Origin of the sequence: Companilactobacillus suantsaicola (assembly GCF_004745525.1) — a bacterium.
In the GTDB taxonomy this organism is placed as follows: domain Bacteria; phylum Bacillota; class Bacilli; order Lactobacillales; family Lactobacillaceae; genus Companilactobacillus; species Companilactobacillus suantsaicola.
In genome coordinates this window covers 1-17,288 of the sequence record NZ_RKLY01000029.1, presented here as the reverse complement: position 1 = coordinate 17,288, position 17,288 = coordinate 1, and the positions used below count along the sequence as shown (strand labels likewise).

The 17,288-nt window shown below is 37.0% G+C and carries 8 protein-coding genes and 1 pseudogene; 6 read left to right on the top strand and 3 right to left on the bottom strand.

Annotated features, from left to right (window positions below):
- Positions 1–21: 21 nt before the first annotated feature.
- The 3 genes and pseudogenes from EGT49_RS09915 to EGT49_RS12785 form a co-directional block, all read left to right on the top strand.
- Complete coding sequence (locus EGT49_RS09915) at positions 22–2,241, top strand: ATP-binding protein (RefSeq protein WP_135373903.1); 2,220 nt, start codon at positions 22–24, stop codon at positions 2,239–2,241.
- Positions 2,242–2,253: 12 nt separating this feature from the next.
- Positions 2,254–3,492, top strand: coding sequence for a DNA cytosine methyltransferase (locus EGT49_RS09910; RefSeq protein ID WP_135373901.1), 1,239 nt, complete (start codon positions 2,254–2,256; stop codon positions 3,490–3,492).
- 81 nt (positions 3,493–3,573) lie between these two features.
- Positions 3,574–3,771: pseudogene (locus EGT49_RS12785) on the top strand (IS200/IS605 family transposase); the annotation flags it as partial.
- A gap of 72 nt (positions 3,772–3,843) precedes the next feature.
- Here EGT49_RS12785 and EGT49_RS09900 read toward each other — a convergent pair.
- A complete protein-coding gene (locus EGT49_RS09900) occupies positions 3,844–6,729 on the bottom strand; it encodes a DEAD/DEAH box helicase (protein ID WP_135373899.1) in 2,886 nt (961 codons plus the stop codon).
- Between the two features lie 83 nt (positions 6,730–6,812).
- Between EGT49_RS09900 and EGT49_RS09895 the strand changes: the two genes are divergently transcribed.
- The 3 genes from EGT49_RS09895 (at position 6,813) to carB (ending at position 12,247) form a co-directional block, all read left to right on the top strand.
- Positions 6,813–7,721, top strand: a complete 909-nt coding sequence (locus EGT49_RS09895; RefSeq protein ID WP_135373897.1) for a hypothetical protein — start codon at positions 6,813–6,815, stop codon at positions 7,719–7,721.
- A 275-nt stretch (positions 7,722–7,996) separates the two neighbouring features.
- Positions 7,997–9,055: a carbamoyl phosphate synthase small subunit gene (locus tag EGT49_RS09890; protein WP_135373895.1), complete on the top strand. Its 1,059-nt coding sequence runs from the start codon at positions 7,997–7,999 to the stop codon at positions 9,053–9,055.
- Positions 9,056–9,070: 15 nt separating this feature from the next.
- Positions 9,071–12,247 (top strand): carbamoyl-phosphate synthase large subunit, encoded by a 3,177-nt coding sequence (gene carB, locus EGT49_RS09885; RefSeq protein WP_135373893.1) that lies wholly within the window; start codon positions 9,071–9,073, stop codon positions 12,245–12,247.
- A 319-nt stretch (positions 12,248–12,566) separates the two neighbouring features.
- On the opposite strand, the gene EGT49_RS09880 is transcribed toward carB, so the two are convergent.
- The gene (locus EGT49_RS09880) at positions 12,567–15,740 is read right to left on the bottom strand and encodes an AAA family ATPase (RefSeq protein WP_135373891.1); all 3,174 of its coding nucleotides are present in this window, start codon (positions 15,738–15,740) and stop codon (positions 12,567–12,569) included.
- A gap of 2 nt (positions 15,741–15,742) precedes the next feature.
- Positions 15,743–16,921 (bottom strand): exonuclease SbcCD subunit D, encoded by a 1,179-nt coding sequence (locus EGT49_RS09875; protein ID WP_135373889.1) that lies wholly within the window; start codon positions 16,919–16,921, stop codon positions 15,743–15,745.
- Between the last annotated feature and the right edge of the window lie 367 nt (positions 16,922–17,288).

The following is a 17,288-nucleotide window of genomic DNA, read 5'->3' as shown; positions in this document are numbered from 1 at the left end:
TTAAAATAGGGGGGATATATAATGGATTTAGAAAAAGAAGAAACCTTTTCATTTGCACCAAATATTATTACTGAAGTTTTGGGTAGAGACCTTACAGAAAACTACTCAGTTGTGTTATCTGAACAAATAAAGAATGCAAAAGATGCAGGGGCATCTGAGGTGGTAATTGATTTTGGTAATTTTCCAAAAAAAATTGTAATAAAGGATGATGGAAATGGGATAAGTAGTTTAAAAGATACTTGGTTTATCGCGGGGACAAGTGTTAAAAAGGGAAATCATGATATGCTCGGTGGAAAAGGAATAGGACGATTTACTCTATTTGCATTGGGAAAGCGTTTAAAAGTTAAAACTGTAACAGAAAAAAGAATACAAATCTTTGAATTGAACAGTAATGATTTATCTAGTGTAAGTAATGTAGAAAGTTATAGGGTGCCCATAAGTGTTTCTCCTAATAGTGAAGGCGAAGAAAGTGGTACAGAGATAATAATCACAGATATTATTCCAGAAATAATTGATACGGCTCTAATAAGAAGAGACCTTGAAAATTTAGTGTTGGATAGTTCCATCAAGATTAAAATCATTTCAAATGAAGGAAGTCAGGAAAATCTGATTCCTTTCGAGGAGGGAATCAAGTATTCAACCTTAAGAGCAAACTTTACACTGTGTTCTGATAAAAATAAAGACTTGAAACTAAAAAAGGTAGTAAATGTTGGCCTAGGTGATGAAGAAGAATTATTAAGTAATGAAGTATCTGATAAACTGAATAAATTTATTAATAGTGATGATAATATAAACATTATTAAGCACTTTGGTGATTTATCTTTGAAAGTATACCATTTCTATTCTCCTAAAGTTCCAAATGTGTCGAACTTATACGAAAAAGTTGGTAGTCTTAAGAGAAGTGATATTAGAAAGAGGTTCTTGTCATATTCTTTAGGATTTAATATATATAGAAACGAATTTAAAATATTTGGATTTGGATCCAACGATTGGCTGGAATTGGAAAACTCCTCTAGAAATGAGTCAAGTAAGATGTCTAATAAGCAAACGGTTGGAATCATAGAATTATCTAAGGAATCCGAATACATATTACGAGAAACCACTAATAGGGAGGGATTAAAGAAAAACACAAGGAATTTTTTAGTATTTAAAAAGTTGATTCTTCAATTAATTGAAGAAATTAATAAAGAAAGAAAAAATGTTGGAACTGGATTAATTAGTATCCTAAAAAGAAATGCGGGAGTTAATAAAAAAGAAGCGATATCTGATGACATAGATGAGCCTCAAAAAAGATTTTTAAAATCAAAAAATGACCAAAAAAACGATAAAAAAATAAATAATGAAAAAGAAATGGTCAATAAAAGTGGAAATATTAAAGATAGTAATAAAGAAAAAGGTGGCGTTGGAGATCAAGCTAGTAAACAGCACAATAATGAGAAACCGAAAATAGTTTTCAAAAAGAAGCCACAAAAGGCACCTATTAATAAGAATATTGATGTTACTGAATTTGTTGAATATGGTGTTAATGGTAATGGAGAAAGAGTACAATCTAATAATTTGGAATATATATGTTTTGGCGAAAAGTTGGCTAATAATAATTTACAATCCCAAAGTGTACCTCATGAGATAAAAATTACGATTAGAACCGCTGATAAAGAGGCAACAGATATTCTTAATTTGAATATATTTGATCCAGCCAAAGGTTTGGCCTCTAGAAAAGAACTCTTTCCATTAACCGAAAATAAATATTATAAATTTCAATCAGAAGACAGTAATGATGTTACTATTAATTTAATTGAACAGATAAATATTTTGTGGATTGATGGTAAATTTGATTATGTGGTTTCCAGCGCTATGCGACCATTAATTGAAATTGAAGTCAGAAAAGTGATTACAGCAAATCAATCTATAACTAAAGGCATAAAAATTGAAAAAGTGCGATCTGGATTAAATGGCGTAGAAGATATAGTCAATTTTGCATTAGAAGAAAATATAAGAAGAAAAATTCTAAAAGGAATGAATTTATCAAATAATGAAGCAAATAATCTTTTTAATCTGTTGACATATACAGATGATTTTAAAAAGAGTGGTTCCAAGTTTAAAGAAAAATTGGATAGGACTAATCTAGGATCACATGATCCGGAACATGCTATTAATCCTGATAATCTTAAATCTTTAGAGCAAAATATAATAGTTTTTTTGAATATTAGTTCAGCTTTGAGAACTATTTTAGGACAGTAAAGGAATTAAAATATGAAATTAAAAATTATTGATCTTTTTTCTGGTGCTGGAGGGCTAACTGAGGGATTCAGAAATTCAAATTTTAAAATTATAAAGCATGTTGAAATGGATGAATCTGCAAGTGAAACCTTAAGATTAAGGGATATATATTATTACTTAAAAAGAAACAAAAAAAGTAAATTATATTATGAATTTCTCAATGATAATTTATCTGTTGATGATTTGAATAGTAATATTCCTAAAAGGATTTTAGATAATACCATCAATGAAGAAATAAATGAGAGAAATTTAGAGTATATTTTTAAAGAAATCGACACATCAGTGAATGGAAAGATTTCAGGTGTGATTGGAGGCCCACCATGTCAAGCGTATTCTACTATAGGGCGGGCCAGAAATGCGTATAAGAAAAAAACTGATAAGCGTATTTACTTGTATAGATACTACATAGCTTTTTTAAAACGATATAGACCTAGTTTTTTTGTTTTTGAGAATGTTAAGGGCCTATTATCATTTAAAGATAGTGATGACCGGTTACTTTTGCCAAAAATGAAAAAAGAATTTAATGAGGTAGGATATGATTTTAAATTTAATATCGTTAATACAGCTGAGTTTGGAGTTCCTCAAACTAGAGAGAGAATAATAATATTTGGCACGCCTATTAGAGAGAAAAAAAATATTGATAATTTCTTTATATATCTTAATGGTCAAAAGGAACAGTCGGTAGATTTAAAAACTGCATTAGCAGATATGCCATTTTTAAATGCTGGTCAAATAAATAATGAATATACAAAATCTGAAAATAAATATATCAGTAAACACTATAGAAGAGATAAAAATATTCCTTTGACGTTAAATATTGCTAGACCGAATAATGAAAATGATTTAAAGATATATAGATTGGTTGTGAATGCAAAGAATCATGGTAAAAATTTAACTTACGATGAATTAGATCCAAAATTACAGACGCACAAACATACGGATAAGTTTTTGGATCGTTATAAGTCTTTGTCATGGGAAAAGCCATCGTACACCATAGTCGCTCATATAGCCAAGGATGGGCACCATTATATTCATCCTGATATCAATCAAAATAGATCTATAACGGTTAGAGAGGCAGCTAGAATTCAAGGATTTTCAGATGATTTTTATTTTGAAACGTCTAGAACTGAGGCATATAAGCAAATAGGAAATGCGGTTCCTCCGATTTTAAGTGAGAAAATAGCAAGGGCAATTACTAAAATATATAAATAGTATTAAAAGATTATATTAGTGCAATATGCTGTTATTGGAATAGAGCGGATTCAGAATATATTTTTTTATGGGGTCGTGTTTGCAGCAATAATTCACGAGAGACATGCTAATTTGAAATGTAATTATGGGAATAGGAACCTTTGATCGAAAGGATTTTTTGTTAATGCTGTCGGCTTATGTCAGAAGACTAGAGCGAAATATATAAGAGAGTAAGAAACAGAAGATAAATTTAGAGACAGTATAAGTAAAAGAGAATATATTGATCCGTTCAAGAAATAAAATATAACAGATAGCGATTGGCAGTTCTTTGCTAAGGGGGTGTGTGGTGTGGAACTCTCCTAGGGTGGATGTTTACGATCCTTCAGTCAAAAAATGATACAAACCTAAATCCAATTCGTGTTCCAAACGAAGGGTAAATTCAACTAGTTTGGTTGGTTTGCCGTCGGTATTTTCTTCTACGATATCTTTTGCGGTGAGAATCTTTGCTGAGCCCAGGTAGTAGAAATCTTTGCCATCAATTCTATTGTTGTTGGATTTTCTTACGAATAATTGGATCATCCCGAAACTTTTATGTTCTAGAATTTCACGTTCAGTGGTACTGGAAGTTGAACGTCCGCTTTTAGAGAACAGCGGTAAAGTTGAGCGGTCTAGGAAGGTGTTTTTGTAGACTATCTTATTTTGAATCTGCTCAGTTTTCTTTAAGGAAATGAAGACTGGTAGGAAACGACCATCTTCTCTTAGTCCATAGCCACCGATATTTATGTAATTGGGTTCGTGTTCCCAGTTCAACATTTTGATAATATCTGAACGGAAGTATTTTTCACCGATGGTGAATCGATTGTAATAGATTGCTGGATTTTGTTGGACGTCGAAGAGTTTTGCATCTAAGGCATCTTCAAAATATTTTTTAAACGTTGCTGACTGTAACATTTGCTTGAATTCTGAAGAGAATTGCCAGTCGTGGTTGGCGTGATTGGTTAATGAGATATGGCCGTATTTCTTTTGTTTTACTTTGGAGAAATAGGTGAAGTCTAACACGGAAGCCACATTAGTCAGAGTTTCTTCATCGCAAAAAATGCTTTTGGCTTGAAGTGAGGATAGAATTTGCTTGTCGGTTAAGCGGTCCTTGGTCAATAATTTTTTCAAAATCCACGCTTCAACTGGGCGTTTGGAGACGGTGATCTCTGCGGAGATAAATTTTAGATATGAATGTTGTTCTTTAGTAAGTAACTTTGATTGGTCGGATTCAAATTTATTTTGCATATCGTAAATAGTTTTGAATTTCTCGATAATATCGGGTACGTCAACGCTGCCTTTTTGAGCAAAGTCCAATAACATTGGTGAACGTTGGCCGATTTTGTCTTTAAGACTTTGATAAGCGGTTTTGAGGCGACTCATGTCATTTAGACGAGCTTTTGAAACGGCGTCTAGGATACGATTGCGAGCGATTTCTTCAAAATTAATTGTAGAAACGCCGGAGATATTAGGGCTGACAATTTGTTTGATGATCTTCTCTTTGTTACTAGTATGTGTGCGGTCAAAAGCCATTGGAATCAAATAATTTTCATCATAATTACCAATGAAATCTAATACGGTAACAAAATCTTTGTGGGGAAATTTGCGGAGTCCGCGTCCTAATTGTTGGAGAAAAATGATGCTGGATTTTGTAGGTCGCATCATGATGATTTGATTGAGAATCGGGATGTCGACACCTTCGTTAAAAATATCGACGGTAATGATGTATTGCAATTTACCGTCAGTTAATTTGCGAACGGCTTGTTCACGACTTTCAACTGTATCTTCAGCGGAAACAAATTGAGCGTTGATACCTTTATTGCTAAGCTTGACAGCTAATTCCTGTCCTTCAACGATCCGACTAACGAAGATCAAACCATGTACGTCCGCATTTCTTGGACCATAGTAATTAGTTTTGTCGATGATATAGTTGACCCGTTCGTCGGACACTAAGTGTTTCAAACTAGTTTTGTCGTCGATAACTTCACCGTCTTTTTCGTAGTCGATCACGCCAATGTAGTGAAAGGGAACAAGCAAATTGTTGTCCAATGAATCAAGTAATGAAATTTCATAAGCTAAATGATAGTCGAAATATTTGTAGACGTTGGTTCCGTCAGTTCGTTCAGGAGTGGCGGTCATGCCAAGCATAAACTCAGGCTTGTAAAAATTCATCAAGCGCTGGTACATTGACTCTTTTTCACCCAATTGATTTTGGCTGACCCGATGAGCTTCGTCGATGATAATGTAGTCAAAAGCTTGTGCTCCCAGTTGTTCACGAATAGACTTTTTCGAAACCATATTGACCGTCGCAAAGATAAAGCGTGCGGTCATTTCTTTTTGAGTGCCACTGAGAATTCCGTAATCACTGTCGGGACCACCTAAAACTTCTTTAAAACTGGCCATTGCTTTGCGCAAAATCTGTTCGCGGTGAACTACAAATAATAATCTTTTCGGTTGAAATTGCTGAACATCAAAAGCGGCTAAATAAGTTTTACCAGTTCCAGTAGCCGCAACGACTAAGCCTTTTTTAGCATGTTCTTGATTGCGTAAATTTTTCAAGGCCTCTAGTGCAGCTTCTTGCATCTGGTTAGGAACAATTTTATGCGATTTATTACTCTTCTTAGCTCGAAAAGTTGAATAATTTGGCTGCCAGTCTTTGGCATAATCGTCGATCCATGATTGAGTTAGCGGAGTAGCTTGTTGCCAAAGCTGAGCTAGTTTATTTTTGATGTCTTGAATCACGTCACCACGTTCAGTCGAAGTGATTCGTAAATTCCATTCAAAATTCTTTTTTAGTGCATTTTGAGTTAAATTAGAGCTGCCAATTAAGGCACTTTCAAAATTTTTGTGCTTAAAATAATAGGCCTTCGTATGAAATCCAGATTGTTCTAGGATTTTGACATCAAGATTAGGAATTTGTAGTAAATCTTCAAATACTTTAGGATTGTTGAAACCTAAGTAAGTTGAAGTGATAAGTTTTCCATGGACACCGTGAATCGCCAGGTCAGCTAAAGTGCTTTTCAAATCTAATAAGCCGCCCAAAGTAATGAAGGCGACTGCAATTGTAAATGATTCAGAGTTTCTCAACTCATCTTCTAAAGTGTCAAGAACTGTTCCATTTTGGTTGGTGATCAAGGCTGGTTGGTAACGAGCTAATGATTGCGTTGAATTGTCGATAAAACCAAAATTGAGTCCCTGGCTGATTTCAAAATTCGTGTCCATTTGTTTCACTTCCGATTAGTAATTGTTCTAGACAAGTATATCAGAAGCATGATGTACAATGAAAAGTAGAGGAAGTGAATTTTATGAGTCAAAATAAGAACTCCCAAACTAACTACTTCATCATCGATTCTAGCTCCAGTCCCGAACATAATGATGTAGATTTCAAATACTATAGCTATCAAAACCGCAACAATAACCAACTACACGAAGGAGACCGAATAATTTATCGCCGTTCTGGTAGTGCTTCGGAGTGGGGAAATGAATTTTATTTGTATGGAGCCGGTGAATTTGGCGAAGTTGTCGGACAGGATCCAAGGACTGGCAACGATATTGTGACAATAAAACGGCCTTATCTCTTCTCACATCGTCTGATGAAACAAAACCTCCGCACCTTTGATTGGACTTTCCGTAAGTTTAAGGGTAAGTGGTCGAACTTCTTTAACATGAATGGCATTACTCAAATAAATAAAAAAGATTATTTCGGATTATTAAATCGACAAGTCGAGATGTCTAATTTACTGCAACTTTCTGAAAAGGAAGAAGAAATTGCCGTGAAATGTTACCAAGCGGAGAAAAATGAACTTTACTTTATCAATGATGAAGTCAAAGGGGTTAAAACTTATGCTGCCGTTCAAAAATTTTTCGCGGACAAAGTGAAATTCAACTACCGTTATAAATCCGCCGTTGCAGGACCAGTAAATGAAGATGAGCTCGTTGCTACCAGAATAGTACCTTGGGAAAAAGATAAAGAAATTCGTCTCGACCCACGTAACGGTATTTGTTTCACAAAAAAACTTGCTCAGGCTTTTACAGAAGGTTATTTTACCTTCAATGATAACGGTCATATCGTTATATCGCCGGTTAGTTCACCAGATAGTGAAATCAATAAATTATTAAATAAATATCAGAATAGAAAAATTCACATGAATTACCAATATTCACCTAATAAGAAATATTTACAGTACCATCGGGAACACATTTTTCTAAAATAACCCTATTGACGAAAAATGCAGTTGCCTGTATTATAAGTTCAACAACTTTTAATTAAGTCCAGTGAGACTTGGAAAGTGTAATCGCTTATGGGGAAACCCCAACTAACTTTCTTTGTCACACTGGCAAGGGAAGTTTTTTTATATCTTGAATTTTTAATTGGATCCAGTGAGGTCTCAAAGGTTCAGTCTAATAATCAATCTAAGACAAAACTTGAGGGATGCTGGATAAGCATCCCTTTTTCTATATCAAATATTTCGAAAGTTTGGAGAATATTATGAAAAGATATCTAGTTTTTGAAGATGGAACTTATTTTGAAGGTAAAGCGTTCGGAAGTGACGTCGAAACAATCGGTGAGCTTGTGTTCACTACGGGGATGACCGGCTATCAAGAAGCCATCACCGACCAATCTTATAACGGCCAGATCATCAATTTCTGTACACCAATGATTGGAAATTACGGCATTGCTAAGAAGTTCGACGAGTCACCAAAATCGTATATCAAAGGCGTTTTGGCCCGAGAAATTTGTGAAACAGTCGGTAACTATCAAAGTGAAATGACCATCGATGAATTCCTCAAACAAGAGAATATCCCCGGAATTTACGACATTGATACCCGTGCGATCACCTTGAAAATTCGTAAAGCTGGAGCTTTGAAAGCTGCCATCGTCGATAGTTTAAACGCCGGTTTGATCGATGAAATCTCTTCGTGGAAATTAGATGCCAAACAACTCGAAAAAAGTGTCACACCAACTAAACAAACTTTTGAAGGCAGTGGCAAGCATGTTGTCATGCTAGATTATGGCTACAAAAAGAGTATTGTCGACGAATTACAAAAGCGCGGGCTAAAAGTGACCGTCGTACCTGGTAATACAGCCGTCGCTGATATTGAAAATCTTAAACCAGATGGAATTTTATTGAGTAATGGCCCTGGAGATCCAATCGACCACACGGATATTTTAGGAAATATCGTTGAACTAGAAAAAGAGTATCCAGTCTTTGGAATTTGTATGGGACATCAATTGTTATGTCTAGCTAACGGTGCGAAAACTTTCAAGATGAAATTCGGACACCGTGGTTTCAATCATCCTGTAAAAGACTTGGAAACTGGTAAGATTTACTTCACTTCTCAAAATCACGGTTATGCTGTTGATCCAGATTCAGTTGCCCAAACAGATTTGAAAATTACCCAAGTTGAATTGAACGACCAAACCGTTGAAGGGGTAGAACACAAGAAATACAACGCCTTTTCAGTTCAATTCCATCCTGATGCCATGCCCGGACCACACGACGCCGACTTCATTTTCGATAAATTCATTGAAAGACTAAACAAATAGCTGGAGGAACAAATTATGCCAAAGAGAACAGACCTTAAAAAAATTATGATCATCGGTTCAGGTCCTATCATCATTGGACAAGCCGCTGAATTCGATTATTCCGGTACCCAAGCTTGTTTAGCCTTGAAGGAGGAAGGTTACGAAGTTGTTTTGATCAACTCCAACCCCGCAACCATCATGACGGACAAACACATTGCGGATAAAGTATACATTGAACCAATCACACTTGAATTTGTCGAGAAAGTACTAGTTAAAGAACATCCCGATGCAATTTTACCAACCCTTGGCGGTCAAACTGGTTTAAACATGGCCGTTCAATTACAAAAATCAGGTATTTTGGATCAACTAGATATTGAAATTATTGGAACTAAATTAAATACCATCAATGAAGCCGAGGATCGTGAAGAGTTCAAGGAATTAATGAACCGCCTCCACGAACCAATTCCTGCTTCAAAGACTGCTTATACATACCAAGATGCTAAAGAATTTACTGATGAAATTGGCTTTCCTGTCATCGTCAGACCTGCTTTTACCATGGGTGGAACTGGTGGCGGAGTTGCCCACAACGTTAAAGAACTGCAAGAAATTGTTGAACGTGGTTTGAAAGTTTCACCATCGACTGAATGTTTGATCGAACAAAGTATCGCCGGTTTCAAAGAAATCGAATTCGAAGTTATGCGTGATAGTGATGACAACGCTTTGGCCGTTTGTGGCATGGAAAATGTTGATCCCGTCGGCATTCATACTGGAGATTCAATCGTTGTGTCACCAATTCAAACGCTGACTGATGCTGAATTCCAAAAATTGCGTGACGTCTCACTCAAAATCATCCGCGCTTTAAAAATTGAAGGTGGCTGTAACGTGCAATTGGCTATCGATACGAAAACTAGCAACTATTACATCATCGAAGTTAACCCTCGTGTCAGCCGTTCTTCAGCACTAGCTTCTAAGGCAACTGGTTATTCAATCGCTAAAATCGCGGCCAAAATAGCTATCGGTTTGACCTTGGATGAAATCACGAATCCCATCACCGGTAAGACTTTTGCCCAGTTTGAACCTGCTTTGGACTACGTCGTTTGCAAAATTCCTCGCTGGCCATTTGATAAGTTCTCAAAAGCTGACCGAACAATTGGTACGCAAATGAAGGCAACTGGTGAAGTTATGGCTTTAGGTCGCAACTTTGAAGAAGCACTTCAAAAGGCTGTTCGTTCACTAGAAATTGACCAACACGATCTCATCATGGATTCACTCAAAGACAAGTCAACTGAAGAACTAGAAGAATACGTTCAAATCCCTAAAGATGACCGTTTATTCTACTTAGCAGAATTATTGCGTCGGGATGTTTCCTATGAAAAAATCAAGCAACTAACGGCTATCAATCCATTCTTCTTAGCCAAAATGAAACGTATTATCAATTTTGAAAAAGAATTGACTAATGGCACACTCACCAAAGAAATTGTTACCGAAGCTAAACGTTTAGGCTATTCCGATAAGACAATCGGTCGCTTGAATAATCTGCCAGAAGACATTATTCGCACATTCAGATTGCAAAACGACATCTTACCAACTTACAAGACCGTTGATACTTGTGCCGGTGAGTTTGAAGCTGAAACACCTTATTTCTATAGCACTTATGAATCTGAAAATGAATCACAAAAGATGTCTGACAAATCAGTTTTGATTTTAGGATCGGGTCCAATCAGAATTGGTCAAGGAATCGAATTTGATTATTCAACGGTACATTGTGTCAATGCCGTTCAACAAATGGGCTACAAAGCGATTGTCATCAACAATAATCCTGAGACAGTTTCAACTGACTATTCAATCGCTGACAAGCTATACTTTGAACCATTAACCTTGGAAGATGTTTTAAATGTCTGTGATTTGGAAAAACCAGTCGGCGCTATTGTTCAATTTGGCGGCCAAACATCAGTCAATTTGGCTCAACCACTAAAAGACAATGGCATCAAGATTCTCGGTACTTCTGTTGACGACATCAATCGTGCTGAAGACCGTGATCTATTCGACCAAATCATCAAGAAACTTGAAATTCCCCAACCAATCGGAGGAACTGCTACTTCAGCTGCAGGTGCTTTAAAAGTTGCTCAAAAAATTGGTTATCCAGTCTTGATTCGCCCAAGTTACGTTTTAGGTGGTCGAGCAATGGAAATCATCAAATCAGATGAAGAATTGAATAAGTACATGAAAGAAGCAGTCCACGTTTCAAACAACCATCCAGTTTTGATTGACAGTTATCTAACTGGTCGTGAATGTGAAATCGATGCGCTAAGTGACGGCGAAAATGTCTTGTTACCAGGAATTATTGAACATATCGAACGTTCTGGAGTTCACTCTGGAGATTCAATGGCTGTTTATCCTCCCCAAAATATTCCCGATTCAGTTCAAGACCAAATCGTCGAATATGCTAAACGACTAGCTAGAGAATTACATTGTGTGGGCATTATGAATATCCAATTCGTTATCCATGACAATCAAGCTTATGTCATCGAAGTAAATCCACGTGCCAGTCGAACAGTACCGTTCTTGAGTAAGGTAACTGGCATCCAAATGGCTAGAATCGCTACAAAATTAATCTTAGGTGCTAACTTCAATACCTTAGGATTAGAACCAGGACTAGCTCCAGAATCACGTTTGATCCATGTCAAAGCACCAACGTTCTCCTTCAATAAATTAAACGACGTCGACAGTGCCTTGGGACCGGAAATGAAATCAACTGGTGAAGTTATGGGCTCAGGTGTCGACTATACTGAAGCCTTGTACAAAGCCTTTGAAGCAACTAATCAACACATCGCCGATGCCGGTAACGTCTTAATCACAGTCAACGATGCCGATAAAAAAGAAGCCTCCAGTTTGGCAAAACGCTTTGAAGACGTCGGTTTCCAAGTTCTCGCAACCAAGGGAACTGCCAAGTACTTCAATAAGTTAGGTATCAGAGCCAAAGTAGTACCAAAAGTTGGTGAAACTGATAAAGATATCATCTACGATATCACTCACAACAAAGTCCAACTATTAGTTAACACAGTCGGTGACAAGCGAACACACACATCTGACGGTTATATCATCAGACAAAATGCCGTCTTGAATTCCGTACCACTATACACATCACTCGATACCGCCGATGCCATCTTGAGAGTTTTGGAAAAGAGATTTATTGGAGTTAACCCATTGTAAAAATCAGAGAGTGAAGTGAGCCTGGGAATTTCCGAGGATTTGCCTAAGACTTGGAGTTGCACGCGTACTTTGCGGGCGAGTCTAAGGCTGTAGCAAACCGGAAGAAATTGGCTCACGTAACTCGTTTTAGTAGAGAGTGGAGCAAGCCGGTTAGACTCAGACAGATAGCCTAATTTCACGAATTGCACACCGAACTTGTGTGTGATTTGGGAAATGTAGCTATATGTCTGAGTCTGGCTTGTGCAACTCGTTTCAAAATAGAGAGTGAAACAACTCGTTTAAATAAAAAAAGTCGTCCAGAAATGAGCGGCTTTTTGTGTCACTTATTAATAATTTCAACTTTACTGCGACCATCGCCAAGCTTCTTGATCAAAACTTGTTGGCCGATGGTTTGTTTCATCGATTCAATGTGGCTGATAACCCCAACCATTCGATTTTGACCGATAGTTTCTAGGGCCGTCATTGATTTTTCTAAAGTTTCATCATCTAAAGAACCAAAACCTTCATCGACAAACAGAGCATCGATTTGCACACCATTTGAAGATGATTGGACAACTTCACTGAGTGACAGTGCAATTGATAGGGCGGCGATAAAAGTTTCCCCACCAGACAATGTGTCAGATGAACGTGATTTGCCAGTTTCATTGTCAAAAATATTGATATCCAAACCGTGGTCACGCATCTTGTCGCTCGGGTCATCAGAAAGTTCAAACGTGTAACGATTGTTGGAAAGCAGATTGATGAAGTGATCGTTGGCATAATTGAGCACCTTTTGCAGATAGTTTTGGACGACATAAGTTTCTAGTTTCAACTTGCTATCGTTGTTGCCTTGGCCGTTGACGATGTTGTACAAGTCAGACAGTTGACTGAATTTCTTGGCAAAGTCACCTTGTTGGGCAACGATTTCTTTGATCCGCTTAAAGTTCTTTTGAGCATCTTCAAAAGTTCGCTTAGCGTTAGCAACTTGTGAAATTAGTTGGTCCTTTTGAGTTTGCAAATTGTTGAGAACTTCTTGCAGACTGGCTAAATCAGGTTGTTCTTTGTCAGCTAAGGCCGTCGATAATTGTTCAATTTCTTTAGTGAGACGAGTTTTTTCCTGTTGATAATTGGAAATTTTAATTTGTAGGGAAGAAAGAAGATTTTCGTTAACCTCAGCAATCCAATCACGCAAAGTTTTAATGTCGTTAGTCTTACTAGTATCAGCAGTTAAGGCAGAATCGACATCTTTTTGTAATTGAGCAATGGAATTTTCTTGCTCAACTAATTGTTTTTCCACATCGTCAATTTGAGTTTTATTGTTGGAATACTTGATTTGACTAGCTTGGGCAGCCTTTTGAGTTTGGTCTAATTGAGTTTGATAGTCTTTGACAGCTTGTTCAAGCTGAGTGATTTCCTTTGAAATTTCTTGGCTAGATCTGTTTTCACTACCGACCTTAGTTAAAGTTTGTTTGAGGTCAGCCTGATTAGCTTGTAGAGCAGATTTTTTTGAAGCTAAATTCAACTTGAATGTATTTTGTTGTTCAACAATTTTTTGAATGTTTTGTTGCAATCGCTCGATTTCAGTAGCCAGTTGGTTAGCGGTGAGTAATTGCCGACTTAGTGTGGCGATTTCTTTATCGAAGACTTGTTTTAAATCGTTCATTGAGAATTCAGTAGGGAAAGTTAGTGAGAATCCACTAGTCAATTTTTGATAAGTATCAGCTAACTCTTGGGTAGCGTTGGTTAAATCAGTTTGGTGAGTGTTTAATTCCTCAGTTGCTTGTTGAATATTTTCATTGAAAGTTTCGACTTCTTTTTGGGCAGAGGCAAACTTATTTTGAGATTGGTCAACTTGTTCCATGGATGCTTTCAATTCGACTTCGTTAGCATCGATTGTCTTGACCATGTGCGAATGATCAGTGGAGCCACAAACGACACAAGGTTCCCCATCGACGAGTTCTTTTTGAAGTTGGGCAATCATTAGAGCTTGACGATGACCTTTTTTCTCTTGAAAATCAGCTTTTGCTAGTTGAAGATTTTGTTGTTTGACTTGCAGCTGGGTCGTTAACTTGTCTAATTGTTTCTGCAAGCGAGTGACTTCTTTTTGAGCATCCAATTGGTGATTTTCAAGTGGCGTCAAAGTTTCAATGAATTGATTTCTTTGGGTAGTTAAATCGTCTTTTTGTTTTTGTAGTTTATCGCCATCGACTAAGGATGATTTCTTAGTTTCAATTTCGGTCGTGACATCTTGCAACTTTTGATCTTGCAAAGCCAGTTTATTTTCTAGTTCGACTAATTCAGGTTTTTGATGGGCAATTTCTTTTTGCAATCTTTCAATGCGTTCAATATCGGGAATTAGGATAGCCAATTGCTTACTTTGGGTAGTTTTTTGATCAAAAAGTTCCTTTTGAGCTGATAGTTCTGCGTTTTTATTTTGGGCAAGTTGATAGTCTTTTTTGGAAATTTCGATTTGAGTTAGTAAAGTATTTTTACGACTAGTAATTTTTTGTAAGTCGGCAGTTTTGCTGTCTAAATCACGAAGCACATCTTTGTAGTTATTAGCCCATTGAAGCTCTAAAACGTGATTTTGATCAGCAGCTATGTCAGACTCTTTGTCGGTAATTTTAGTTTGATAATCTTTTTGGGCAGATTTCAGGTCAGTGAATTGTTTAGCCAAATCTTTGGCCGCTTGTAAATTCTTATCAGCAGTTTGAACTTGTTGATTAATTGCCTGAGATTGTTTTTCAGCAGTTTTAAAATCCGTTTGACGTTTTTCCAAAAAGTTTTCCAACAGAACAATTTTTTGTTCATCGGATTCGTGTTCGAGTTGAGCTTTTTCCGAATCGGTCCAATTAGTGGAATCGAATTGAGCCGCTAAATCAGTGGCGAAGGTCTCATTTTTCTTCTTGTTAGTGGTATAAAGTGCCTTTAATTTAGTGGCAAAGTCAGAGTAAAGTTGTGTACCAAAAATTTTTTTGAGGATAGCTTCTTTAGCATCAGTTTTTGACTTTAAAAATTCGGAGAAATCATTTTGTGGAAGGAGGATGATTTTTTTGAACTGGTCGGCTGATAAATTCAAAATTTCAGAAATCGAAGATCCGACATCACTTGGTTTAGTAGCGATACTGTCAATTTCTGTACCACCAACTTTATCCACAATTGCCAGTTTGGCGGTCGGCTTTTTATTAACCAATTTATCCCCACCACGCTGACTTTTGAGCCATTGTTCCGGACGACGAACTAAGCGATACAAATTGTTGCCTTGTTCAAAATAAAAAGTGACTTCAGTTGCTTGATCACTAGGGGCAAATTGGCTGCGCATTTCTTTAGCATCTCGACCGTCAGTAGTAGTGCTGCCAAATAAAGCAAAAGTCATTGCATCAAAGATGGTTGATTTACCGGCCCCAGTGTCACCGCCAATCAGAAAAATCGGTGCTTCATCCAGTTTGCGGAAGTCGATTATTGAATCGGTGTGCGGGCCAAAGTAGTTCATTTGTAAGTAAATTGGTTTCAAAATTATTTCTCCCTTCCTAAATCAACAAAAATTTTATCCACAATCTGTTTTTGAGTAGCCGATAATTCATTGCCAGTTATACTGTGGAAAAACTGATCAACTGTTGCATCAGGACTCAAATCACTAATGTTTTTAGTGGTTTCAACTTGTTTATCCTGATAAATGTTCTCATAATCCAGTTCTACAACCGTTCCATAGATCTGTTGCAATTGGGCCCGAACGTTGATGTGCTTGCTGCGGTCGAAGTTCTTAACTGTAATAGCGAACCAAGCTTTTTCAAGTGGTTGTTTTTTGTAAAAAACAGGGTCGATCAATGTATCCCAGTCTTCTTGTAAAACAATCAAATCAGTTTGAGGTTTGATTTCCTTGAAGGTGTGGGTAATTTTGTTAGCACTAATTTCAACAATATCGACGCCTTTGCCTTTATTTTTAAGGCGGGCTTCTTTGACATTGAATTTCACTGGACTACCAGAGTAGCGAATTGTTTCACTTGGGGAAGCGAAGCGGGTGTGAATGTGGCCCATCATGACGTAATCAAACATCTTAAATTGATCGGCAGTTAAAGTTGCTAAACCACCGACAGTTGAAGAGGTCTCACTAGTTAATTCTAGTTTGGTATCTTTATTTGGCGTCACGGCAAAGTGGGTGATGAGGATATGTTTCTTAGCTGGATCAAATTTTGCTTGAATATCCTTTAAAACTAAATTCATGGCGTCAGTTATGCTGTGGATACTTTTGGCATCTTCTTCGGACATGCCATTTTGGCGATAATAAGCGCGGACGTCCATTGGGTCGAAGTATGGCAGCATGAAAATTTGTGCTTCGGAAGTTTCGATTGGTGTGAAAGCTTCTTCGACTAAGGTGTTGAGATGAAAATCGGTATAAGCTAGCCAATCACGACCGTAATTCAGACGTTTGGCTCCATCGTGATTGCCAGAAATTGCATAAATCGGTAGGTGGTTGTCGATGTTGATTTCTTTGAACATCTCATTTAAAGCTGTCACAGCATCAACGTTAGGAACGGCTCGATCGTAAATGTCACCAGCGATAACGATGCCATCAACGTGTTCCTCTAAAGCAATTTTTAAAATTTGTTGGAAGGCATATTTTTGTTCTTTTAAAAGTGAGTAACCATTTAGTGTCCGACCAATGTGCCAGTCGGCGGTGTGTAGTAATTTCATGTGATCCCTCCTAGAAGATTTGTTTCTAGTTCCTTTGTACGATTATCTGAGTGGTTTAGCAATACTAAATTACGAAAAAGTTTTGGTGAAGTATGTCGTCCTCCGCAACAAACTCGATTTTGGGCTGGAACGTGGTGGGCACGACTTGAAACTACCGCAAAGTGCGCGGCATTTCCAAGCTCGACCTTTCACTAAATGCTAAAGCATTAAGAGAAATTTCACCACTGAGCCCAAATCGAGTTTGTTGCTCCGTAAGCAGTAAATAACCGACCGTATTCTCTCGGTCCACAATAAGCGATATGATTACCTCATCAAAATAAATGGTGAGGTATTTTTAATGGACGAAAAGCCGGATATTGTAAAAGTT